Source organism: Flavobacterium sp. PL12 (genome assembly GCF_039123485.1).
Taxonomy (GTDB): domain Bacteria; phylum Bacteroidota; class Bacteroidia; order Flavobacteriales; family Flavobacteriaceae; genus Flavobacterium; species Flavobacterium weaverense.
In genome coordinates, this window is sequence record NZ_JBANDI010000012.1 from 21,026 (window position 1) to 42,145 (window position 21,120).

The 21,120-nt window shown below is 32.9% G+C and carries 22 protein-coding genes; 13 read left to right on the top strand and 9 right to left on the bottom strand.

Features of this window, described 5'->3' with window-relative positions:
* Positions 1-3: 3 nt before the first annotated feature.
* Both RCH19_RS07260 and ribD read right to left on the bottom strand, forming a co-directional pair.
* Positions 4-606 carry an HAD family phosphatase gene (locus tag RCH19_RS07260; protein WP_343022661.1) on the bottom strand — a complete coding sequence of 201 codons (603 nt, stop codon included), beginning with the start codon at positions 604-606 and terminating at the stop codon, positions 4-6.
* Entirely contained in the window at positions 599-1,642 is a 1,044-nt protein-coding gene (gene ribD, locus RCH19_RS07265) for a bifunctional diaminohydroxyphosphoribosylaminopyrimidine deaminase/5-amino-6-(5-phosphoribosylamino)uracil reductase RibD (RefSeq protein ID WP_343022724.1), read from the bottom strand. Before ribD ends, RCH19_RS07260 begins: the two co-directional genes overlap by 8 nt.
* 104 nt (positions 1,643-1,746) lie before the next feature.
* Between ribD and RCH19_RS07270 the strand changes: the two genes are divergently transcribed.
* Together RCH19_RS07270 and prmC are read left to right on the top strand one after the other, a co-directional pair.
* The gene (locus tag RCH19_RS07270) at positions 1,747-2,232 is read left to right on the top strand and encodes a GNAT family N-acetyltransferase (protein WP_343022662.1); all 486 of its coding nucleotides are present in this window, start codon (positions 1,747-1,749) and stop codon (positions 2,230-2,232) included.
* 45 nt (positions 2,233-2,277) lie between these two features.
* Positions 2,278-3,132 (top strand): peptide chain release factor N(5)-glutamine methyltransferase, encoded by an 855-nt coding sequence (prmC, locus tag RCH19_RS07275; RefSeq protein WP_343022663.1) that lies wholly within the window; start codon positions 2,278-2,280, stop codon positions 3,130-3,132.
* Between the two features lie 319 nt (positions 3,133-3,451).
* Here the strand turns inward: prmC and RCH19_RS07280 are convergent, their stop codons facing one another.
* Entirely contained in the window at positions 3,452-4,696 is a 1,245-nt protein-coding gene (locus tag RCH19_RS07280; protein ID WP_343022664.1) for an ABC transporter permease, read from the bottom strand.
* Between the two features lie 352 nt (positions 4,697-5,048).
* Here RCH19_RS07280 and hisS point away from each other — a divergent pair, with 352 nt between their 5' ends.
* From hisS to mtaB, 10 genes are all read left to right on the top strand, one after another.
* A complete protein-coding gene (hisS, locus tag RCH19_RS07285) occupies positions 5,049-6,419 on the top strand; it encodes a histidine--tRNA ligase (protein ID WP_343022665.1) in 1,371 nt (456 codons plus the stop codon).
* A 294-nt stretch (positions 6,420-6,713) separates the two neighbouring features.
* Positions 6,714-7,295, top strand: coding sequence for a nucleotide exchange factor GrpE (locus RCH19_RS07290; protein ID WP_121925883.1), 582 nt, complete (start codon positions 6,714-6,716; stop codon positions 7,293-7,295).
* Between the two features lie 57 nt (positions 7,296-7,352).
* Positions 7,353-8,471: a molecular chaperone DnaJ gene (gene dnaJ / locus RCH19_RS07295; protein WP_343022666.1), complete on the top strand. Its 1,119-nt coding sequence runs from the start codon at positions 7,353-7,355 to the stop codon at positions 8,469-8,471.
* Positions 8,472-8,606: 135 nt separating this feature from the next.
* Positions 8,607-9,530 (top strand): ATP-binding cassette domain-containing protein, encoded by a 924-nt coding sequence (locus RCH19_RS07300; protein ID WP_343022667.1) that lies wholly within the window; start codon positions 8,607-8,609, stop codon positions 9,528-9,530.
* A gap of 55 nt (positions 9,531-9,585) precedes the next feature.
* Entirely contained in the window at positions 9,586-10,902 is a 1,317-nt protein-coding gene (locus tag RCH19_RS07305) for an ABC transporter permease (protein WP_343022668.1), read from the top strand.
* A 221-nt stretch (positions 10,903-11,123) separates the two neighbouring features.
* Positions 11,124-12,287 carry a sigma-54 dependent transcriptional regulator gene (locus RCH19_RS07310; RefSeq protein WP_121925887.1) on the top strand — a complete coding sequence of 388 codons (1,164 nt, stop codon included), beginning with the start codon at positions 11,124-11,126 and terminating at the stop codon, positions 12,285-12,287.
* 223 nt (positions 12,288-12,510) lie between these two features.
* The gene (locus RCH19_RS07315) at positions 12,511-13,230 is read left to right on the top strand and encodes a DEAD/DEAH box helicase (protein WP_343022669.1); all 720 of its coding nucleotides are present in this window, start codon (positions 12,511-12,513) and stop codon (positions 13,228-13,230) included.
* Positions 13,231-13,254: 24 nt separating this feature from the next.
* On the top strand, positions 13,255-13,473 hold the full coding sequence (locus tag RCH19_RS07320; RefSeq protein ID WP_121925889.1) for a DUF2007 domain-containing protein: 219 nt from the start codon (positions 13,255-13,257) through the stop codon (positions 13,471-13,473).
* Positions 13,474-13,502: 29 nt separating this feature from the next.
* Complete coding sequence (locus RCH19_RS07325; RefSeq protein WP_343022670.1) at positions 13,503-14,306, top strand: Cof-type HAD-IIB family hydrolase; 804 nt, start codon at positions 13,503-13,505, stop codon at positions 14,304-14,306.
* A gap of 166 nt (positions 14,307-14,472) precedes the next feature.
* Positions 14,473-15,801, top strand: a complete 1,329-nt coding sequence (gene mtaB, locus RCH19_RS07330) for a tRNA (N(6)-L-threonylcarbamoyladenosine(37)-C(2))-methylthiotransferase MtaB (RefSeq protein WP_343022671.1) — start codon at positions 14,473-14,475, stop codon at positions 15,799-15,801.
* 112 nt (positions 15,802-15,913) lie between these two features.
* On the opposite strand, the gene RCH19_RS07335 is transcribed toward mtaB, so the two are convergent.
* Positions 15,914-16,630 carry a 3-ketoacyl-ACP reductase gene (locus RCH19_RS07335; RefSeq protein WP_121925892.1) on the bottom strand — a complete coding sequence of 239 codons (717 nt, stop codon included), beginning with the start codon at positions 16,628-16,630 and terminating at the stop codon, positions 15,914-15,916.
* Positions 16,631-16,865: 235 nt separating this feature from the next.
* Here RCH19_RS07335 and RCH19_RS07340 point away from each other — a divergent pair, with 235 nt between their 5' ends.
* Positions 16,866-17,732: a L,D-transpeptidase gene (locus RCH19_RS07340; RefSeq protein ID WP_343022672.1), complete on the top strand. Its 867-nt coding sequence runs from the start codon at positions 16,866-16,868 to the stop codon at positions 17,730-17,732.
* A 103-nt stretch (positions 17,733-17,835) separates the two neighbouring features.
* On the opposite strand, the gene RCH19_RS07345 is transcribed toward RCH19_RS07340, so the two are convergent.
* The 5 genes from RCH19_RS07345 to RCH19_RS07365 form a co-directional block, all read right to left on the bottom strand.
* On the bottom strand, positions 17,836-18,114 hold the full coding sequence (locus RCH19_RS07345; RefSeq protein WP_121925894.1) for a DUF2805 domain-containing protein: 279 nt from the start codon (positions 18,112-18,114) through the stop codon (positions 17,836-17,838).
* A 127-nt stretch (positions 18,115-18,241) separates the two neighbouring features.
* The gene (locus tag RCH19_RS07350; protein ID WP_343022673.1) at positions 18,242-19,060 is read right to left on the bottom strand and encodes a sterol desaturase family protein; all 819 of its coding nucleotides are present in this window, start codon (positions 19,058-19,060) and stop codon (positions 18,242-18,244) included.
* A gap of 46 nt (positions 19,061-19,106) precedes the next feature.
* Positions 19,107-19,715 (bottom strand): alpha-ketoglutarate-dependent dioxygenase AlkB, encoded by a 609-nt coding sequence (locus RCH19_RS07355; RefSeq protein WP_343022674.1) that lies wholly within the window; start codon positions 19,713-19,715, stop codon positions 19,107-19,109.
* 4 nt (positions 19,716-19,719) lie between these two features.
* A complete protein-coding gene (locus RCH19_RS07360; RefSeq protein WP_343022675.1) occupies positions 19,720-20,073 on the bottom strand; it encodes a DoxX family protein in 354 nt (117 codons plus the stop codon).
* 64 nt (positions 20,074-20,137) lie between these two features.
* Positions 20,138-21,049, bottom strand: a complete 912-nt coding sequence (locus RCH19_RS07365; RefSeq protein WP_343022676.1) for a DMT family transporter — start codon at positions 21,047-21,049, stop codon at positions 20,138-20,140.
* Between the last annotated feature and the right edge of the window lie 71 nt (positions 21,050-21,120).

Genomic DNA, 21,120 nt, shown 5'->3' on the forward strand with positions numbered 1-21,120 from the left:
TTTCTAAATTATATTTTTTTCAAGTAGCTCAACAACATCCTCTTGTCCAACTTGTAAATTCCAAACTTGAAATCCTAATGAAAGAGCTGCATCAGTATTTTCTTTTTTGTCATCCACAAAAAGTGTTCGTTTGGGATCTAATTCATGATTGTTAATCAAATGTTTGTAAATTTCTAAATCTGGTTTTCTTAAACCAATTTCGAACGAGAAATAAACTTTTTCAAAGCATTGGTAAAAATCGCTGTAAAATGAAATGCCATTTCTTTGTTCGAAAGTGTCAATGTGAATAGCATCAGTATTTGAAAGTAAAAATAATCGGTAGTTATTAGAAAGCAATTGTAAAAACTCCAGTCGATATAAAGGGAAATCAAGTAAAATAGCATTCCATGCCTTTGTTATTTCATCTGCGGTAGCATTAGGAATATTTTTTTGTAATCCTTTAATAAAATTGTCACGTGAAATTTTTCCTGTCTCAAATTGCATATTTAAATCATGCATTTCAGTACTCCATTCCGTAATCCCTAATTTTTTAAATTCTGATACAGTTGCTTGTTTATCTAAATTGATAAATATATCGCCAAAATCAAATATTATTGTATTAATCATGATTTCTTGAAATTATAAGTTGGTTAGTACCTATGAATAGTTTTTTTACTGGTTTGTGCTGAAAAAGTGGTGCTTTAGTTCCTGAAATAAATTTATTTTCACTAATAAAAACTCTTGCTTCATCCCATAAATTAGCATCAATAAAATTCTGTAGTGTTTGTGTTCCGCCTTCAATTATCACCGATTGAATGTTATGCTTATAAAGCGAATTCAAGATCTGATCAGCGAGGTCTTTTTCGAAATTGATACTTTCAAAGATAGTGTTTTCTTCTGCATTCGTGCTTTCGATACTAGAGAATAAAATAGTTTTGACTTGATTATCAAGAACATGACTATTTTTAGAAACTCTACTCTTTTGGTCTAAAACGACACGAATAGGATTTGTACCATACCAATCTCTAACGTCTAATTTTGGATTATCATCAATAACTGTTTGTGTTCCCACAAGAATTGCTTGTTCCTCGCTACGCCATTTATGTACTAATTGCCTCGAGTAAGTAGTGGTAATCCAAACAGGTTTTTGCTCCGTTTTTTGCGAAGGAGCAATAAAGCCATCCGCGCTCTCTGCCCATTTTAAAATTACATGAGGTCGCTTTTTCTGGTGGAAAGTAAAAAAACGTTTATTCAATTCATTACATTCGTTTTCTAAGACAGCAGTAATAACATTAATTCCCGCCGCGATTAACTTTTTAATTCCGTTTCCTGCTACTTTTATATTAGGATCTACGGTGCCGATAACCACATTTGGAATCTCATTTTCAATAATCAAATTGCAGCACGGAGGTGTTTTACCAAAATGGCTACAAGGCTCCAAACTAACGTAAATAGTGGATTTTTTAAGTAAGGATTTATCTATAACGGAGTGTATGGCATTAACTTCTGCATGCGGTTCTCCTGCTATTTTGTGCCAACCCTCGCCAATTATTTTACCATCATAAACTATAACGCTGCCTACCATGGGGTTTGGATAGGTTGTGCCAAGTCCATTTTTAGCTAATTTGATGCACCTTCTTATGTATTTTTCATGTATTTTCACAATGTAAAAGTAGTAATTTTTGAGTTGATGATTTTGTTTCAAAACTTTTGAGATTTAACACAAACTATTTCTATTTTTGCGATTATAATTAGATTTTTTAGAAAATGGAAAATTACAGTATTAGAAAAATAAATAAGGAAGACAATCAGCAAGTTGCTGAGTTGATACGTTCCGTTTTTGATGAAATGGATATTCCTAAAGTAGGAACAGCTTATGCTGATCCTTGCTTGGATCTTATGTTTGAAGAGTACAATAAGCCCAAAGCTGCTTATTACGTGGTGGAACATAATGATAGAGTAGTGGGTTGTGCAGGGATTGCGCAATTAAAAAACGAAGGTGATACAGTTTGTGAATTACAAAAAATGTATTTTCTTCCAGAAATTCGCGGTTTAGGAATTGGAAGTGAAATGATGTCAGTTTGCATGCAAAGCGCAATCGCTTTTGGTTTTGAAAGTTGCTATTTAGAAACGATGCCATTTATGCTTGATGCACAAAAGCTATATAAAAAATCAGGCTTCGAAAATATAGATGCTCCCATGGGAAGTACAGGTCATGTAAGTTGTCCCGTTTGGATGCTGAAAAAATTATAGACTAACTCTTCACTCTTATTATCGTTTTCTTTCTAAAAAATAAATATGAAAATTAAAGAATACAGGTCTTCTTTTATCCAACAACTAACACCCATTTTTGACGAAGAAGAAGCGGAAAGTTTTTTCTATTTAATCTTAGAAGAGAAGCACCAACTTAAAAGAATAGATCTTGCTTTACAACCTGATTTAGTTTTATCTGAGAATGAAATAAATAATTGGAATATAATTCTAGAGCAATTGAAAAAAGAAATTCCAGTGCAATATTTGTTAGGGAAAACTAGCTTTTACGGACTGGATTTCGAAGTTAATGCTAATGTGTTAATTCCGAGACAAGAAACGGAAGAATTAGTGCAGTGGATAATTGAAAGCTCTAATGTAAAAGCTAAAAGTCAAGAATTAAAAATCGTAGACATTGGTACTGGCAGTGGTTGCATTGCAATTTCTATTGCGAAAAATATTGCTCATTCTAAAGTTTTTGCCATTGATGTTTCTGAAAATGCTTTGGCCACAGCCCAAAAAAATGCAGAAATAAATAATGTAGTAGTTACTTTTTTAAATAAAAATATTCTAGAAACAACTGATTTAGAACAACAGTTTGATATCATAGTTTCAAATCCTCCGTACGTTCGAAATCTTGAAAAGCAAGAAATAAAGAAAAATGTTTTAGACAATGAGCCGCATTTAGCACTTTTTGTTGATGATAATGATGCCTTAATCTTTTATAAAAAAATAGCTCAATTAGCGCTATTAAACTTGTCTGAAAATGGAGCGCTCTATTTTGAAATTAATCAATATTTAGGTAAAGAAATGATTGAACTTCTTGAAGAGATGAATTTCAAAAATGTAGAATTACGAAAAGATATTTACGGTAATGATAGAATGATAAAAGGCACGAAGTGATAGGTAAGTGTTATCTATTTAATGTTTTAGCTCTCCAAATTTGTCATTCTGACGAAGGAAGAATTTCTGTTTATTGCTCTCCTTTGATGAGAGTACTCCTCTTTTGGAATGAAAAAAATAAATTTCTTAAAAATAAAAATACTTCTTGTTGTAATTAAAATAAATACATAAAATAAGAGATAAAAATCACTAGATACAAGCAACAAAATATAAAGTCATTTCCTCTTTATTCTTTTCTCATTATTCTTTCCTTTTTATTCTTTGCTCTTTATTCTTTGCTCTTTATTCTTTGCTCTTTATTCTTTCAACTTCGTCCCCTTTATTCATAACGTAACGCCTCGATAGGATCTAATACTGCTGCTTTAATTGCAGGGTATAATCCAGAAGCAATAGCAACAATGAAGCTAGTTATAAAAGCAGCCATAATTGCTCCCCAAGGAATGACAAATGCAAAATCCATTGCAGTCGCAATTCCGAAACCAATTAGAATTCCGAAAATGATTCCAACTAATCCACCTAATTGACCGATAAGCAAGGTTTCAATAAAAAACTGAATAGCAATGGTTGTTTTCTTAGCGCCTAATGCTTTTCGAACCCCAATTTCTCGAGTACGTTCTGTCACAGACACAATCATAATATTCATCAAAGCAATTGAAGATCCTAAAACGGTTATAATCCCAATAAGCCAAGATGCAAGTCCAAGATATTGTGTAATTCCTAGAATTCTATTAATCAAATCATCACTACGAACCACCCCAAAATTATTCTCTTTAATCGGACTTAATTTTCTAACTCTTCGCATTGTGCTCGTTGCGTTATCTAACGCCTGCTCAAGAAGTTCCTTTTTATCAACCATTACACTCACCGTATAATTAATGTTGGGCGCTGTAAATAATGATCGTGCAACTTGTATGGGAATTAAAACTCTCAAATCTTGATTATTACCGAAAGTGGATCCCTTTTCTTTTAAAACACCAATAACTTTAAATTTAGCACCTCTTATGGAAATTACCTTATCTATTGGATTTACATCCTTTAATAATCCTTTCTCAAAATCAGAACCTACAACACATACATAAGCATTGTTGTCAATATCAAATCCAGTAAAATTTCTACCTAAACTTGTCTCTAAACCAGAATTTGACATGAAATATTCATCAACTCCTAGAATAGAGTTTTCAGGATCTGTTTTTATGGATTCAAATTTTACTTCTGCCGCTGAGGTAGCTGTAAAAGAAAGAGAAGTCTCTGTAAATGGATATTGGAATTTATTCTTGAAAGTAACTGCTTCAGGATACGATATAATTGGATTGATGATTTCACGCTCGTTTCCGCCACGATTTCGTGTCGTATTTTCGTATTGTTTAATATTAAAAGTATTCGCTCCCATTGATGCAAAATCAGTAGAAATAGTATTCTCAAGAGCCGAAACAACGGTCAAAATACTTACTAAAGCCGTAATTCCTATCGCAATAATCATCACAGTAAGTACGGTTCGCAGCAACTGCGTTCTTATAGAACCCAGAGCAATTCGCATATTTTCTTTAAATAATTTTAACATCATACAAGTTTGACACGAAAATACAATTTTTGTTACAATTTTTCTTCAGCTAAAATGTAATTTATTATAATCGTTATAACTGGGAGCTGTTTCCCGCTTTACATTACAATCCAGCAGCAAAAATAATTTGTTTTCAATTGACTAAAAGGAGCTTCCGCTGGTCGCTCTTTTACGCAAGAAAACAATATTATTTTCTTCAGCTGTATTTTTACTTCAATCGGGGCTATGAGCTGGTAGATAAAATGATGAATTAAGTAATTGGAATAATTTAAAAAATAGGATATTTGCACCAAATCATATTTTGAAGTATTTGTAAGCTTCACTTTTTGAAAATATAAAATTCAATACTCATAAAATGGCATCAAAACCGAGCATCCCAAAGGGAACTAGAGATTTTTCACCAACTGAGGTGGCAAAACGTCAGTATATCATTCAAATCATAAAAAGTAATTTCGAGAAATTCGGATTCCAACCTATAGAAACACCATCATTCGAAAATTCCGATACCTTAATGGGAAAGTATGGAGAAGAAGGAGATCGATTGATTTTTAAAATTTTAAATTCAGGCGATTATTTGGGGAAAGCCAATTCAGCACATTTGGAAAATAAAGACAGTACAAAGCTAACGTCAAGCATTTCTGAAAAAGCCTTGCGTTATGACTTAACTGTTCCGTTTGCACGTTATGTGGTGCAGCATCAAAACGAAATCGAATTTCCTTTTAAAAGGTACCAAATCCAACCGGTTTGGCGTGCGGATCGTCCACAAAAAGGACGTTTCAGAGAGTTTTTTCAGTGTGACGCTGATGTAGTTGGCTCTAAATCGTTATGGCAGGAAGTGGAATTAGTGCAACTATATGATACTGTTTTTACAACTTTAGGATTAGAGGGCGTAACAATCAAAATCAACAATAGAAAGATCTTGTCTGGAATTGCTGAGGTTATTGGCGCTTCAGATAAATTAATTGATTTCACTGTTGCCCTTGACAAGTTGGATAAAATAGGCGAAGATGGTGTGAAAAAGGAAATGATCGAGAAAGGAATTGATGAAAATGCAATTTTGAAAGTACAGCCTTTATTCAACTTTACAGGAAGTATTTCAGAAAAAATAGAAAAACTATCTTCCTTACTTTCCGCTTCTGATGAAGGGATGAAAGGAGTAGAGGAACTTCGTTTTATATGCGATAATGTTGCAAAACTCGGCTTAGCTAGCGCTATTTTAGACTTAGATGTAACTTTAGCTAGAGGGTTAAATTATTATACGGGTGCTATTTTTGAAGTTGCTCCACCTAAATCAGTTGCAATGGGATCTATAGGCGGCGGTGGACGATACGACGATTTAACTGGTATTTTTGGACTGAAAAATATGAGTGGAGTCGGAATTTCTTTTGGACTAGATCGTATTTATTTGGTTATTGAAGAGTTAAATTTATTTCCGGAAACAGTTACTGCAACTTCAAAAGCTTTGTTTATAAATTATGGGGATGCAAAAGCTTTTTATGCGATGCAAGCGATACAAAAGTTACGAGCTTCAGGAATAAAAGTAGAATTATATCCTGATAATGCTAAGGTAGCTAAGCAATTTCAGCATGCTGATAAAAGAGCAATTCCATTTGCAGTTATAATAGGAGATCAAGAAATAGATTCTAAATCCTACTCACTTAAAAATTTAGTAACTGGTGAGCAGATTTTAGTAGATTTCGAAAAATTAAAAGATGCCTTGCTTTAATATCTGACTAAAGAGTATAAAAAAAGCTTCGTTTTAATAAACGAAGCTTTTTTTTAAATATAATGGTGAATTAATAATTGTGTAGAATAAACACTGGAATTTTGACCAAATAAATTGGTCAAAAACTAACTTTTACAAAAATATAAAAACAAGGTATAGATAGTCTTAAAATAATCTTAAAATTTAATTTAATTAACCGTTTTACTTTCTAAAAAGTCAAAATTCTAAAAAGATGACAATTTGACATTTTAAAACAATTGGCAGTACTTTTGCAATCCATGGAAAAGATTAACCATGAAGTTTAAGAATTTTTTTAAAAATACAAGTAATATGACTACTGAAAATACAGAAATCGATCAAGAATTAGAGGAGACAACATTAGATAATACTAATGCTGGTGAGGAGCAAGTTGTTGTTGAGGAATTAAGCTTAGAAGAGCAATTAACACAAGACTTAGCGAAAGAGAAAGATAAATATTTACGATTATTTGCTGAATTTGAAAATTACAAACGAAGAACTACTAAAGAACGTATTGAGTTATTCAAAACGGCTAATCAAGAAGTGCTATTAGCATTGTTACCAATCTTAGACGATTTTGACAGAGCCATTACTGAAATCAGCAAAACTGATGACGGACCTTTATTAGAAGGTGTAGCGCTTATTAATGAGAAATTAAAAACGACTTTAGTATCTAAAGGTTTAGAGCAAGTTGATGTGAAAGCTGGAGATGCATTTGATGCTGACTTTGCTGAAGCAATTACTCAAATTCCTGCTCCATCTGAAAAGATGAAAGGTAAAATTGTTGATGTTCTTGAAAAAGGATATAAGTTAGGAGACAAAATTATTCGTTTCCCAAAAGTTGTTATAGGTCAGTAATTCGTCAATTTAGAGTCGTAGATAGGTACGTCTTTACGTTTGCAAGAAAATATAAAAATGAAAAAAGATTTTTACGAAATTTTAGGCATTACAAAAAGTGCTGATGCTGGCGAAATTAAAAAAGCATATAGAAAACAAGCTATAGCGCATCACCCTGACAAAAATCCTGGAGACAAATCGGCAGAGGAAAAATTTAAATTAGCTGCTGAAGCTTATGAAGTTTTAAGCGATCCTCAGAAAAAAGCGAAATATGATCAATATGGTCATCAAGCTTTTGATGGTTCTGGTGGTTTTGGTGGCGGCGGTGGTCATGGAGGCATGAACATGGACGATATCTTTAGTCAGTTCGGTGATATTTTCGGAGGCGGTTTTGGCGGCTTCGGAGGTGGCGGCGGAGGCGGTGTTCGTCGTGCTAAAGGAAGTAATCTTCGTATAAAAGTAAAATTGACACTTGAAGAAATTGCTAACGGTGTTGAGAAAAAAGTTAAAGTAAAACGTAAAGTACAAGCATCTGGTGTGAGTTATAAAACGTGCTCTACTTGTAATGGTCAAGGGCAAGTGATGCGTGTAACTAATACTATTTTAGGTCGAATGCAATCAGCTAGTACATGTCCTACTTGTAGTGGTTCAGGTCAAATATTAGATAAAAAACCTGCAAACGCAGATTCTCAAGGAATGATTCTTGAAGATGAAACGGTTTCTATTAAAATACCTGCTGGAGTTGTTGATGGAATGCAATTGAAAGTTTCAAGCAAAGGAAATGATGCACCAGGAAACAGTATTCCAGGTGATTTAATCGTTGCTATAGAAGAATTAGAACATGAATTCTTGAAACGCGAAGGAGAGAATTTACACTATGATTTATACATCAGTTTTGCTGAAGCTGTTCTTGGTATTTCTAAGGATATCGAAGCTATCAATGGTAAAGTTCGAATTAAGTTAGAAGAAGGAATTCAGTCTGGTAAAATTCTTAGATTAAAAGGAAAAGGAATTCCTAGTATTAATGGCTACGGCAATGGAGATTTACTAGTTCATGTAAATGTTTGGACGCCTAAGACATTAAATAAAGAGCAAAAACAATTTTTTGAAAATGCTTTAACAGATGATAATTTTATTCCAAATCCAGAGAAAACAGACAAATCATTTTTTGAGAAAGTAAAAGATATGTTTTCATAGATAGCTTTGCAAATTATTGCATTGCTGTTATTACACTAAAACCCATCCTTAATTAAATAAGGATGGGTTTTTTGTGTCATAATCATAAGTATTTCGGCAGTAATTATTTACTTTTACAGCAATTAAAAATAAAGCATGAGTAATATACTTGAGGTTAATAAAGTAGTAAAGCGCTATGGCGATTATGTAGCACTTAATGAAGTTACATTAGCTGTCCCAAAAGGAAGTATCTACGGACTTTTAGGTCCAAACGGTGCAGGAAAAACTTCCCTTATCCGAATTATAAACCAAATTACCTTACCAGATAGTGGCCAAATTTTATTAGATGGTGAAAAGTTACAACCCAAGCATGTACAATATATAGGATATCTTCCAGAAGAAAGAGGATTGTATAACACTATGAAAGTAGGAGAGCAATGCTTGTATTTAGCGCAAATGAAAGGTCTTTCAAAAGCAGAAGCTAAAAAACAACTCGAGTATTGGTTTGATAGATTAGAAATTCAAGGTTGGTGGAATAAAAAAATTCAAGAATTATCTAAAGGAATGGCGCAAAAAATTCAATTTGTCGTTTGTGTTCTGCACAAGCCAAAATTGTTAATTTTTGACGAGCCTTTTTCTGGTTTTGATCCAGTGAATGCAAATATTATAAAAGATGAAATATTAAAACTTCGTGAAGATGGAGCTACTATTATTTTTTCTACGCATCGTATGGAAAGCGTCGAGGAACTTTGCGATCATATCGCATTAATTCATAAGTCAAATAAGTTGATTGAAGGAAAGCTAAATGACGTAAAAAGGAAATTCAAAACCAATAGTTATGAAGTTGGAATTTTATCAGATAATGTGGAAGGATTAATGTTTGACATTACGCAAAACTTCACAGTTAAACCAGCTAACTTTAAATCTTTAAATGATTCTTTAAAGTTGGAAATCCAATTAGGAAATGCAACTCCTAACGATTTGCTGAGTTTGTTAACTAAAAGAGGGCAGGTAAATCACTTTGTAGAAAAAATACCAACAGTTAATGACATTTTCATTCAAACCGTTAGTGAAAAATAAACCGTACTATTATGATTTTAAATCTAAAATCATTAATCTAAAATTATACATATAAATGAGCATAATTTCATTAATCATAAAAAGAGAATTTATTTCGAAAGTTCGCAATAAATCTTTTATAGTTATGACTTTCCTAAGTCCGTTACTGTTTGTTGCATTAGCAGGTTTTGTGGGCTATTTGAGTTCGATGAAAGCAGATACAAAACAAATTGCCATTCATGATGAATCGGGATTATTTGTAAAGGAGTTTACGTCTAAGAACAAGAAAGATGGCGATTATAAATACCTAGATTTATCGCTGATCGATTTGCAGTATTTGAAGGATAGTATTACTAATGAAAGTTACGAAGGACTTTTATATATTCCAAAATCAACTAACTCAAAAGAATTAGAAAATAGTATTCAGTTCATTTCAAACGATAGTCCAAGTATTTCGTTTACGCAGAAAATTCAAAATATCATCGAAGCTAAATTGACAAAGACTAATCTTGTTAATGCTAATTTAGATACTATAGCCATAAATAAAGCGCAAGCAAATGTCAATATTAACTTGACTAAAGCTTCTGGAGAAGAAAGTGTTAAAGGACTTAATGAGATCAAAATTGGAATTGGTGGCGCATTTGGTTATTTGATTATGATGTTTATCATCATTTACGGTAATATGGTAATGCGAAGTGTAATCGAGGAAAAAACAAGTAGAATTGTAGAGATTATTATTTCTTCAGTGAAACCATTTCAGTTAATGATTGGGAAAATTATCGGAACATCGTTAGCAGGTTTGCTACAATTCTTTATTTGGGCAGCAATTGGATTGTCATTAATGTTTGCGGCTTCTGCATTTTTTGGTGTAAATGTTGGTCCAACAGCCCGAATATCACCTGAATTAATGGATGCAGCTCAACAGGAAATGGCTGGTACAGTTCAAATGTATATTAAGGAATTGTGGAATTTACCTATTGCTAGTATTTTGATTGGTTTTGTAATTTATTTCATAGGTGGTTACTTTCTTTACAGTTCATTTTATGCTGCCATTGGTGCTGCGGTTGACAATCAAACCGATTCTCAGCAGTTTTTATTACCTATTATGATGCCGCTTATATTAGCCGTTTATATCGGTTTTTTCACCGTTATTAATGATCCTCACGGCACAGTTGCAGTGATTTTTTCAATGATTCCGCTGACTTCACCTATTGTAATGCTAATGCGAATTCCGTTTGGCGTACCTTTGTGGCAAATCGCGATATCAGTAACGTTACTATTTGCTAGCTTTTTTGCTGTTGTTTGGTTTGCAGCAAAAATATACAGAATAGGAATCTTGATGTATGGTAAAAAACCAAGTTGGATGGAATTATATAAATGGTTGAAATATTAAGATTCCAATTATTTGAGTTTCCATAAAAAAAATAATTAATTTTAAGGAGCTATTTCCCGCTTTATATTACAATCTTTTATTCCTCGCGAGGGCGAATTATAAAAGGATTTTCATTTCAATCGGGGCTAGGGCATATTATTTGCAAGTTGATATAAGTTTTTAAGACAAAATCGAAATTATAAGCCAAAGTAAATTTTAAGCCATTAAAAAAAAGTAAAAACATGCCGAAAATATTAATAATAGAAGACGAAGCTGCAATACGAAGAGTTTTAAATAAAATTCTTTCTGAAGAAAATGATACCTATCAGGTAGAAGAAGCAGAAGATGGTTTAATAGGATTTGAGAAAATAAAAAATAACGATTATGATCTTGTTTTATGTGATATCAAAATGCCTAAAATGGACGGTGTTGAGGTTCTAGAAGCAGTAAAGAAAATCAAACCTGAAATACCGATGGTAATGATTTCTGGTCACGGTGATATGGAAACTGCAATAAATACAATGCGTTTAGGTGCTTTTGATTATATATCAAAACCACCAGATTTAAACCGTTTATTGAATACTGTTCGAAATGCTTTAGACAAAAAACAACTCGTAGTAGAGAACAAAATCTTAAAGAAAAAGGTTAGTAAAAACTACGAAATGATTGGCGAAAGCGAAGCTATTAATCACATTAAAGTAATGATTGATAAAGTAGCAGAAACGGAAGCCAGAGTTCTTATAACGGGTCCAAATGGAACTGGAAAAGAATTAGTAGCGCATCAGTTACACGAAAAAAGTGTGCGTGCTAATTTTCCTTTAATCGAAGTAAACTGTGCTGCTATTCCGTCAGAATTGATAGAAAGTGAATTGTTTGGTCATGTAAAAGGAGCTTTTACATCAGCGGTGAAAGATCGTGCTGGGAAATTTGAAGCAGCAGATAAAGGAACTATTTTCTTAGATGAAATTGGTGATATGAGCCTTTCAGCTCAAGCTAAAGTGTTACGTGCTTTACAAGAAAGCATGATTACTAGAGTAGGAGCAGATAAAGATATAAAAGTCGATGTACGAGTAGTTGCGGCTACTAATAAAGATTTAAAAGTGGAAATTGCTGAAGGTCGTTTCCGTGAGGATTTGTACCATCGATTAGCAGTAATACTAATAAAAGTTCCTGCTTTAAATGAAAGACGCGATGATATTCCAATGTTGATTAGTCACTTTGCAAATAAAATCGCTACTGAACAAGGAAATGCAGTGAAGAAGTTTTCAGCGGCAGCTATAAACCTATTGCAAGCATATGACTGGACAGGAAACATTCGGGAACTGCGGAATGTAGTCGAACGATTAATTATTCTTGGAGGAACAGAAATCTCAGAGAATGATGTAAAGTTGTTTGCTAGTAAATAGATTTTCTTTTCAGCGGTAACAGTTATGATAAAATTTAAAAACGTTGCCACTGTAGTAATAATGCTTCTTGTATTATTTTTAGGATTTAAACTTTTTAGATTTTTTCAAATCGATAGTTGTTTAGATGCCGGAGGAAAATGGGATTATGAAAAAAACGAGTGTGTTACTTAATTTAAAGAGTTCCATTCGAATAAATATTGAATAAGCTTTAAGCTATAGAAAAATGAAATTAAAAAAAATAAACGAAAAGCTACAAGAAGCTTTAATTGAGAATGGTTTAACTGAAGCTAATGAGCTGCAGCAGGAAACGTTCTCGACGATAAAAAGTGGTGCTGACTGTCTAATTATATCTGAAGCAGGAAGTGGAAAAACTACTACAATTGTACTGAATGTTATTCAGCAATTAGCTAAAGAGACGGAAGAGTCACCACGTGCTTTAATCATCGTAGAAGATAAAGCAAAGGTTTTAGAAATGGAAGCGCTTTTTGAAAAATACGGTAAGCATACTGAACTGCAGGTTTATGGAGTGCACGACAAAGGAGATATGGAGTACGACAAAAATTATATTTCTACAGGAGTAGACGTATTGATTGGTACACCAAATAAATTAAACGATATGTTCACTACTGCAGGTTTTAATGTGAACCGTTTAAAAATGTTTATTGTAGATGATCCAGATCCTATGTTGAAATTACGCCATGAAACTAAAATTATGCGTCTTTCAAATAGTATTAGTAAAACGCAAAGAATTGTTTTTGCTAATCAGATCACAGAAAGAATAGAGATTTTAATTGAAAAAATGTTGGTTGAACCTTTCATTTTTGAAATGGATGAAGAGGATGAAGATGAAGATGAAGAGGAAGAGGATGAAGGCGATGAAGACGAAGATGACATCGTTGATGAATCTGATTTAGAAGAAGACGATTTAGAAGAAAAGAATTAATACTAATAAATAAAAAACAATATCATGGGATTAATGAAAGTATTTTCAGGAAGCGAAATTCTTGCTATGGCTCTACAAGAAAAAATTGAAGCAATAGGTGTAGATGTTGTAGCTAAAAATAATATACAATCTGCTCGATTGGGTGGTTTTGGAAATTCAGATTTAGCAGTAGAATTATTTGTTCAAGAAACAGAATTTGCAAAAGTAAATCCAGTTATTGAAGAGTTTAGAATGAGTATCTAAATTCAAATTTTAATTGCTAAAAGAATTAAATGAAATATAAAATGCTGGTACTGGACATGGATGACACCTTGCTGACAGATGACCATAAAATTTCAGATGAGAATAAAGAGATGCTTTTTAAAGCTCAAGAGTTAGGTGTTTACGTAGTTTTGGCTTCTGGCAGACCTACTTTAGCAATGATAAATTTCGCTAAGGAATTAAAATTAGACCAAAATAATTCTTATATGCTGTCTTTTAACGGTGCAGTCGTTACTGACTTGAAGGAAGATAAAGTGCTGTTTGAACAAACTCTGACGCAACAACAAATTCATGAATTGTATGATTACAGTGTAGCAAGCAAAACACATATCATTACTTATATTGATGGTAAAATTGTCAGCGAAACGGATTCAGAATATATAGCAATTGAAAAAAATATAACAGGACTTCAACATAATAAAGTTCCTAATTTTAAGGAAGCCGTTACTTCATCGGCAGTTAAATGCATATTATTAGAGGAGCCGAGTTATCTGAAAAAGATTGAAACCGACCTAAAATTAGCGATGCCTCATTTAAGTGTTTCTATGTCAAAGCCATTTTTCTTAGAAGTGGCACCAAACGGAATTGACAAAGCAGCGAGTGTAAAATTTCTAGCAAACAGATTAAATATTCTACAATGTGAAATTATCGCTGTTGGCAATGCTGGTAACGATTTATCGATGATTGAATATGCAGGACTAGGAGTTTGGGTTGATAATGTTGATCCAGATTTAAGACATATTGCTGATGTTATTGTTGCTTCAAATAATAACCACGGAGTTGCTGAAGTGGTGAGAAGATTTATATTGAATTGATAATGCATTCAAAATAACTTATAATCCGATATTTATTCTATAAAGTAGTTTAAGTATCGGATTTCCTTATTAATAAATATTGCACTGCTTCGATTTAGTGGATTATAGTTTGTAAATTTGCACACTTAAATTTTTTGACAACGATTTCATTAGTTTAAGAGTTATTATGGAAAATAGAAAAAAAGTTGCTTTTTATACGCTGGGTTGTAAATTAAATTTTTCAGAAACATCAACTATTGCGCGCTCTATTGAGGATGAAGGATTTGACCGTGTAGATTTTGAAGAAGTTGCTGATATGTATGTGATAAACACATGTTCAGTTACTGAAAACGCAGATAAGCAATTCAAGCAGATCGTAAAGAAAGCAATGAAGTTAAATAACAAAGCTTTTGTTGCTGCAGTAGGTTGTTATGCCCAACTAAAACCCGAGGAATTAGCTGCGGTTGATGGTGTGGATTTAGTTCTAGGTGCTACTGAAAAATTTAAAATTACTGATTACATTAATGATTTGTCCAAGAATGATATGGGCGAAGTACATTCTTGCGAAATTTCAGAAGCTGACTTTTATGTAGGAAGTTATTCTATTGGTGATAGAACTCGTGCATTTTTAAAAGTGCAAGATGGATGTGATTATAAGTGCACCTATTGTACCATTCCCTTAGCAAGAGGAATTTCTAGAAGTGATGAATTACAAAATGTGTTGAAAAACGCTAAAGACATTTCTGATCAAAATATAAAGGAAATTGTTCTTACAGGAGTAAATATTGGAGATTACGGAAAAGGAGAGTTTGGTAATAAAAAACACGAGCATACTTTTCTAGAGTTAGTGCAGGAATTAGACAAAGTAGAAGGAATTGAACGCTTGCGAATTTCGTCTATAGAACCGAACTTATTAAAAAATGAAACCATTGAATTTGTATCAAAAAGTAGAACTTTTGTGCCTCATTTTCATATTCCTTTACAATCAGGTAGCAATGCTATTTTAAAGTTGATGAAGCGTCGTTACCTGCGCGAAATTTATACGGAGCGAGTAAATAAGATTCGTGAAGTTATGCCACATGCCTGCATTGGAGTGGATGTAATTGTTGGTTTTCCTGGCGAGACTGATGAACACTTTTTAGAGACGTATAATTTCTTGAACGAAATGGATATTTCCTATTTACATGTTTTTACATATTCAGAGAGAGACAATACAGAAGCTGCTACTATGGAAGGAGTTGTTCCCGCTAATGTTCGTGCAAAAAGAAGTAAAATGATGCGAGGATTGTCAGTTAAAAAACGCCGTGCGTTTTATGAAAGCCAATTAGGAAGTAATAGAACAGTACTTTTTGAAAGCGAAAATAAAGAAGGATATATTCACGGGTTTACCGAAAATTACGTAAAAGTAAAAACACCATGGAACCCAGAATTAGTGAATACATTACATGAAATCAATCTGACTAAAATTGATGAAGATGGAAGTGTTAGGATGGAATTTATTTCAGCCTTAGTTTAAATCCTATTCTTGGTGATCGTTAAAAGAAGTTTGGTTATTTTCAATAATTTAAAGATAAAAAAAACAAAACCCCTTTATTATGAGGGGTTTTGTAATTTAGTAGGTACTGCAATTATGGATTAGTAGACCAAATACTGCTATTTTTAATAAATACTCTTCTGTTTAATTTCAACTGCGCGATAATTAACTCCGCCATATCTTCAGCTTGCATTACTTTATCTGGATTACCATCAGTAAGATTTAATTCCTTAGCCATGTTTGTAGCAACTGTACTTGGCGTCAATGCGGTAACACGTATGTTGTATTTGCGCACTTCTTGCATCAACGAGTCAGTCAATCCTAAAACTGCAAATTTAGATGCGCTATACGCACTAGTCATTGCGTTTCCATTAAGTCCTGCAGTTGACGAAATATTAATGATATCACCCACTTGTCTTTCAATCATATTAGGTAATACTGCACGCGTTACATAATAAGTTCCCATTAAATTTATCTTGATAATATTTTCCCAAGCTGCTGGTTCTAATTCTAAGAATTTGCCAAAGGCAGCAATTCCTGCATTATTAATTAGAATATCAATTGTTTTAAACTCAGTTAAAGCTTGCTCCACAGCCGAATTCACTGAATCTATATCAGCAACATCAGCTATTACAGTAAGAGACTTTACACCTAATGCATTCACTTCTTTTGCTACTTCATCTAAATCAGATTGTGTTCTCGACATTAAAATTACATTAACGCCTTCTTTCGCTAATGCAAGCGCTACTGCTTTACCAATTCCTTTTCCAGCGCCTGTTATAAGGGCATTTTTATTTTTTAAATCGTTCATTTTGATAGTTTTTGTACTGTGATTAGCAAAGTTAAAACATTAGATTTTTTAATTGACTTTAAAAAAGTAAAATGGCATACTATTAACATTTGTATAAAGTGACCGAAGCTAGTGATTTTGTTAGGTATGAATTAGACAAGAAAAGGTATTAATTGTGTAATGTTTTATCTGTGTAAATAGCTCATTTTTGTAAAATCAAAGTTTTAATTTTATAGTAACAAAAAGAATATCGATTATGAAAAAAATAGCCCTTCTTCTAACATTTAGCACGGCGCTTTTAATATTTTCTTGTAAACAACAAGAAAAAACGGACTCTACAGTAGAAACTGTTCCTGTTAAAGAAAGAAACGAACCTAAAAATAGATCATTCCATTTAGAAAGTGCTAAAGAGTGGTTAGCAAAAAACAGCAGTGACAGCACTAATTTTAATATTGCTTATGCTGTCAATAGAACTGATGCTGCCAATTTTAGAAAAATGGATTCAGTTGTTATTCCAGATGATATGACTGGAGACATCGAGTTTTATTTACCATTTCCAGTATCTGTTCCAGCATTAAAAGAAATCAATAAAATTGTTTTCTTCTCGTATCCTACGCAAACATTTGCGGCTTATGAAAAAGGGGAATTGATTTATACTGGTCCTACTAATATGGGGAGAGAAAAAGATAAAACTCCAACGGGACTGTTTTTTACAAACTGGAAAGCGGAGGAAACAACAAGTACTTTTGACGATGAGTGGGAACTTCGTTGGAACTTTAATATTGAAAACAAATTGGGTGTAGGATGGCATCAATATACATTACCTGGTTATCCAGCTTCTCACTCTTGTTTGAGATTGCAAGAAAAAGATGCACGTAAATTATATGATTGGGCTGATCAATGGGAATTAGCAAATCCCGAAACTGTGAAAGTAAAAGGTACACCCGTTATAGTTTTTGGTGCTTATGATTTTAAAGCGCCCAAACCTTGGTTAAAATTAGTAAAGGATGCTAATGCATTAGTGATTACTGAAAGTGAAATTGAAAGTGCAACCGCTCCTTTTATGCAAAGTATTTTAAAAGAACAGAAAGTAAGACAAGATTTTCAAAAAGTCGAAAAATAATATTTAAATTGGTTTATTAAAAAATCCAATCTCTGAAGTAAAATTCAAAGATTGGATTTTTTTATTTAAATAAAAAAACTCCTGTAGTACGGGAGTTATAAAACTAGTCTAGTTTATTTTTTATATAATATTTACCGTCCAAATCTTCGTCAAAATCATCAATTTTAACTGGTTTTGGTTTTGGTTTATTTGCCACTGCTTTTTTTCTCCACATTTCGAATTTTTCTGCTGGCATCTTCTTTTTCATGATTTCCAGAATTTCTTTTTCGGCCAGACCAAATTCTTTTTTTATAGTTTCAAAAGGATTCTTTTCTTCTAAAGCCATTGTAACAAGTTTTTCTGTTTGCTCCCAGTTCAATTCTTTTCGGTTACTCTTTTTCATCACGTGAAAATTAATTCAAATAAGTTGTTAATGATTAATAAATTACATTTTTAATTTGGTACCAATATTAAGAAAAATTTACTTAGATATTATCAAAAGATCTGTTTTTTTATACAATTTTGTTTATTTATTTAATTGGCTGTTTTTGAAAAGGTATTTTCAATAAATTTTTTAAGTCATTGTGCTGCTTTGCGTTGGGATGCGTGTCTATTCCATACACGATTTCCTCGTTTGGTAATTTCATAAAAGTGCCAAACAACCGATCCCAAACAGAAAATATATTTCCATAATTACTATCAGTGTAGGGCAAAACGTGATGGTGATGTACTTTATGCATGTCTGGTGAAACGATAATATAACTTAAAAGCGTGTCTAATTTTTTTGGTAGTGAGATATTAGCGTGGTTAAATTGTGTCGCAATTACAGATAAAGTTTGGTAAAGAAACACCATCCACATCGGTGTTCCAATAATTAAAACTCCTAATGCTGTAAATGTAAATCGAATAATACTTTCCCCAGGATGGTGTCTATTGGCCGTTGTAGTGTCAATCCAAGTATCAGTATGATGAATAAGGTGGAAGCGCCATAAAACCTTCACTTTGTGCTCCACTAAATGAACCAAGTAAGCTCCAATTAAATCGAGTAAAAGTAGTCCCACAAGCGCATAAAGCCAAATCGACATTTCAGGAAGCCACTGCAAGATGCCAAAATTATTGGAAATAGTCCAATCTGCTGTTTTTAATAAAATAAAAGCCAAGAAAAAATTAACTATGATAGTAGTTCCCGTCAAGAAAATATTTATTCCTGCGTGATGCCATTTCTTATAATTAAATTTAAAGAGTGGAAAGGCATTTTCGATTAGCCAAAATATGGTAATTCCGCTCACTAAGATTAGACTTCTATGAGAGGAAGATATTGTAGAAAAATATGAAATGAGATCATTCATAAATAAAAATACTAGTATCAAATATAATAAATTTTGAATACAAATATTACTTTATAAGTCTGAACGTGAGGTTTATTCGGGATCCAATATGCTTTGCAGTTTTGGGGATTTGATGTTTCCAGAAATGCTGAGTTGTTCCTTTCATCAGCAGTAAACTACCATGTTGCAAAATAATACTTCTTTTTTGCTCTTTGTCAGTATTGTGTTTTAACTGGAAAACACGTTCAGCACCAAAACTTACCGATGCAATTATTGGATTTGTACCTAATTCTTTTTCGTTGTCAGCATGCCAGCCATTACTGTCTTTGCCATTGCGATAATAATTAAGTAAAACAGTGCTAAATTCATTTTTGGAAACATTTTCAACTGCTGTTTTTATCTTTTGCAAAAGCAAATTCCATGGATGAGGTTGCATTTTAATATTGGAATAGGAATAGTTCAGACCTTCATTTCCATACAAAGCGGTTAGTCGCGGTTGTGGGTGAACCTTGCCATAAACTCTAATTTGATCCTGCTGCCACAAAACATCTTTTTGTAATTCAGCAAACATTAAGTCGGCAGATGTTTTATCGAAAAATTCAGGATAGTAAATAATGTCAGCATCAGCTAATCCTAAAAATAAAGGTTCTCGCGAGGAGTCGAATAATGAATTCATTGGTCTACGTATATTGATAAGCCCAGTAGATTAACGCTAGCTGTAAAGGCATTCGTAAAAGCAAAACCCATTTAGGTAATCCCATTCGTGCTTTTTCGTCAAAATACATATAAATGTGTGTTGGAAAAATTGCAATCAACAAAGCGATTACGCCCCATGCAGCATAATTAGATACGACAGGAATGCATAATCCAATGCCTAATAGTATCTCGGCAATTCCACTTATCGCATTTAAGGCTTTTGGATTTGGGAAATAGGGCGGAATAATTTTGATATAAAGACGAGGATTTCTAAAATGATTGATTCCTGCGATTACATAGATAAACGCCATCACATATATATGCCAATGTAATTCCATACTAAATTTGTTTCTTACGAATTTATGAAAAAATCAATGACTTCAATTGTGTTTTTTTAAAGTTTTAATGGGTATTTGCTGAAACTCCTTTTTTGAAATTCACATTCATGATTACGATAGCAACTATAATTAAAAGAATTCCAAACCATTGTAGTGGTTCTACATTTTCATTTAGTAGAGTATACGCCATCGTTACTGAAACTGGTAGCTCTAATGCTGATACAATACTTCCCAGTCCAATACCAGTCAGTGGAAAGCCTGCATTCAAAAGCATAGGTGGAATAATAGTTCCAAAAAGAGCCATAATAATTCCCCATTTTATAAAAATGTCGTAGTTGAACGGAGTAACTTGTGTAAACAAAGCAAAAGTAAAAACAATTACTGCACCTCCTAAAATCATATAGAGACTGCGCTGTGCAGACGAAATATTAACTGCGACACGATTTGCTGTAAACATAGTAGTAGTGAATGAGGCTGCCGCCAAAAAGCCCCACATAATTCCGCGCCAATCTAATTGTACTTCGTTATTGATCAAATTAGTTGCAAGTGCCGTTCCAATTAAAACAATAACAACTGAAACTATTTTTTGTGTCGAAGGGATTTTTTTCTCTAAAATCATTTCTAACAAAACTCCCATCCAAACCGTTTGCATCAGTAAGACAATACCAATTGATACGGGAATGTATTTAACAGCCAAATAATAAAAAAGACTGGTCGTTCCTAATGAAGTTCCTGCCAACATTAAATGAACAATATTCTTTTTTGTAGCTTTTATTGCTGTGTTTTTATTTTTTACCTTTTGAAATAGATTCAAAATAAATATCCCAATAATCCCATATATAAATTGCGAAGTAGTTACTTCGGCAGTTGTAAACCCTTCGCCATAAGCTATTTTTACAAAAGTCGCTAGCATTCCGTAGCTCGTTGCGCCTATAGCCACTAAGAAAACTCCTTTTAATACGCTGTTCTTTGTCATTTTTTTAAATTTTAAAAAGCTGGCAAAGATAGGCTTTAGTTACAAGGTAAGCGTGATTAATCCTTAGTTTA

What these genes read in the sequence shown, in the direction of transcription:
- RCH19_RS07270 (WP_343022662.1), top strand. Translation starts at nt 1,747, where the DNA reads ATGGAAAATTACAGTATTAGAAAAATAAATAAGGAAGACAATCAGCAA.
- RCH19_RS07300 (WP_343022667.1), top strand. Translation starts at nt 8,607, where the DNA reads ATGAGTAATATACTTGAGGTTAATAAAGTAGTAAAGCGCTATGGCGAT.
- RCH19_RS07315 (WP_343022669.1), top strand. Translation starts at nt 12,511, where the DNA reads ATGAAATTAAAAAAAATAAACGAAAAGCTACAAGAAGCTTTAATTGAG.
- RCH19_RS07355 (WP_343022674.1), bottom strand. Translation starts at nt 19,715, where the DNA reads ATGAATTCATTATTCGACTCCTCGCGAGAACCTTTATTTTTAGGATTA.
- RCH19_RS07280 (WP_343022664.1), bottom strand. Translation starts at nt 4,696, where the DNA reads ATGATGTTAAAATTATTTAAAGAAAATATGCGAATTGCTCTGGGTTCT.
- RCH19_RS07325 (WP_343022670.1), top strand. Translation starts at nt 13,503, where the DNA reads ATGAAATATAAAATGCTGGTACTGGACATGGATGACACCTTGCTGACA.
- RCH19_RS07320 (WP_121925889.1), top strand. Translation starts at nt 13,255, where the DNA reads ATGGGATTAATGAAAGTATTTTCAGGAAGCGAAATTCTTGCTATGGCT.
- prmC (WP_343022663.1), top strand. Translation starts at nt 2,278, where the DNA reads ATGAAAATTAAAGAATACAGGTCTTCTTTTATCCAACAACTAACACCC.
- RCH19_RS07360 (WP_343022675.1), bottom strand. Translation starts at nt 20,073, where the DNA reads ATGGAATTACATTGGCATATATATGTGATGGCGTTTATCTATGTAATC.
- RCH19_RS07365 (WP_343022676.1), bottom strand. Translation starts at nt 21,049, where the DNA reads ATGACAAAGAACAGCGTATTAAAAGGAGTTTTCTTAGTGGCTATAGGC.
- mtaB (WP_343022671.1), top strand. Translation starts at nt 14,473, where the DNA reads ATGGAAAATAGAAAAAAAGTTGCTTTTTATACGCTGGGTTGTAAATTA.
- RCH19_RS07335 (WP_121925892.1), bottom strand. Translation starts at nt 16,630, where the DNA reads ATGAACGATTTAAAAAATAAAAATGCCCTTATAACAGGCGCTGGAAAA.
- RCH19_RS07305 (WP_343022668.1), top strand. Translation starts at nt 9,586, where the DNA reads ATGAGCATAATTTCATTAATCATAAAAAGAGAATTTATTTCGAAAGTT.
- RCH19_RS07345 (WP_121925894.1), bottom strand. Translation starts at nt 18,114, where the DNA reads ATGAAAAAGAGTAACCGAAAAGAATTGAACTGGGAGCAAACAGAAAAA.
- hisS (WP_343022665.1), top strand. Translation starts at nt 5,049, where the DNA reads ATGGCATCAAAACCGAGCATCCCAAAGGGAACTAGAGATTTTTCACCA.
- RCH19_RS07340 (WP_343022672.1), top strand. Translation starts at nt 16,866, where the DNA reads ATGAAAAAAATAGCCCTTCTTCTAACATTTAGCACGGCGCTTTTAATA.
- RCH19_RS07350 (WP_343022673.1), bottom strand. Translation starts at nt 19,060, where the DNA reads ATGAATGATCTCATTTCATATTTTTCTACAATATCTTCCTCTCATAGA.
- RCH19_RS07310 (WP_121925887.1), top strand. Translation starts at nt 11,124, where the DNA reads ATGCCGAAAATATTAATAATAGAAGACGAAGCTGCAATACGAAGAGTT.
- RCH19_RS07290 (WP_121925883.1), top strand. Translation starts at nt 6,714, where the DNA reads ATGAAGTTTAAGAATTTTTTTAAAAATACAAGTAATATGACTACTGAA.
- dnaJ (WP_343022666.1), top strand. Translation starts at nt 7,353, where the DNA reads ATGAAAAAAGATTTTTACGAAATTTTAGGCATTACAAAAAGTGCTGAT.
- RCH19_RS07260 (WP_343022661.1), bottom strand. Translation starts at nt 606, where the DNA reads ATGATTAATACAATAATATTTGATTTTGGCGATATATTTATCAATTTA.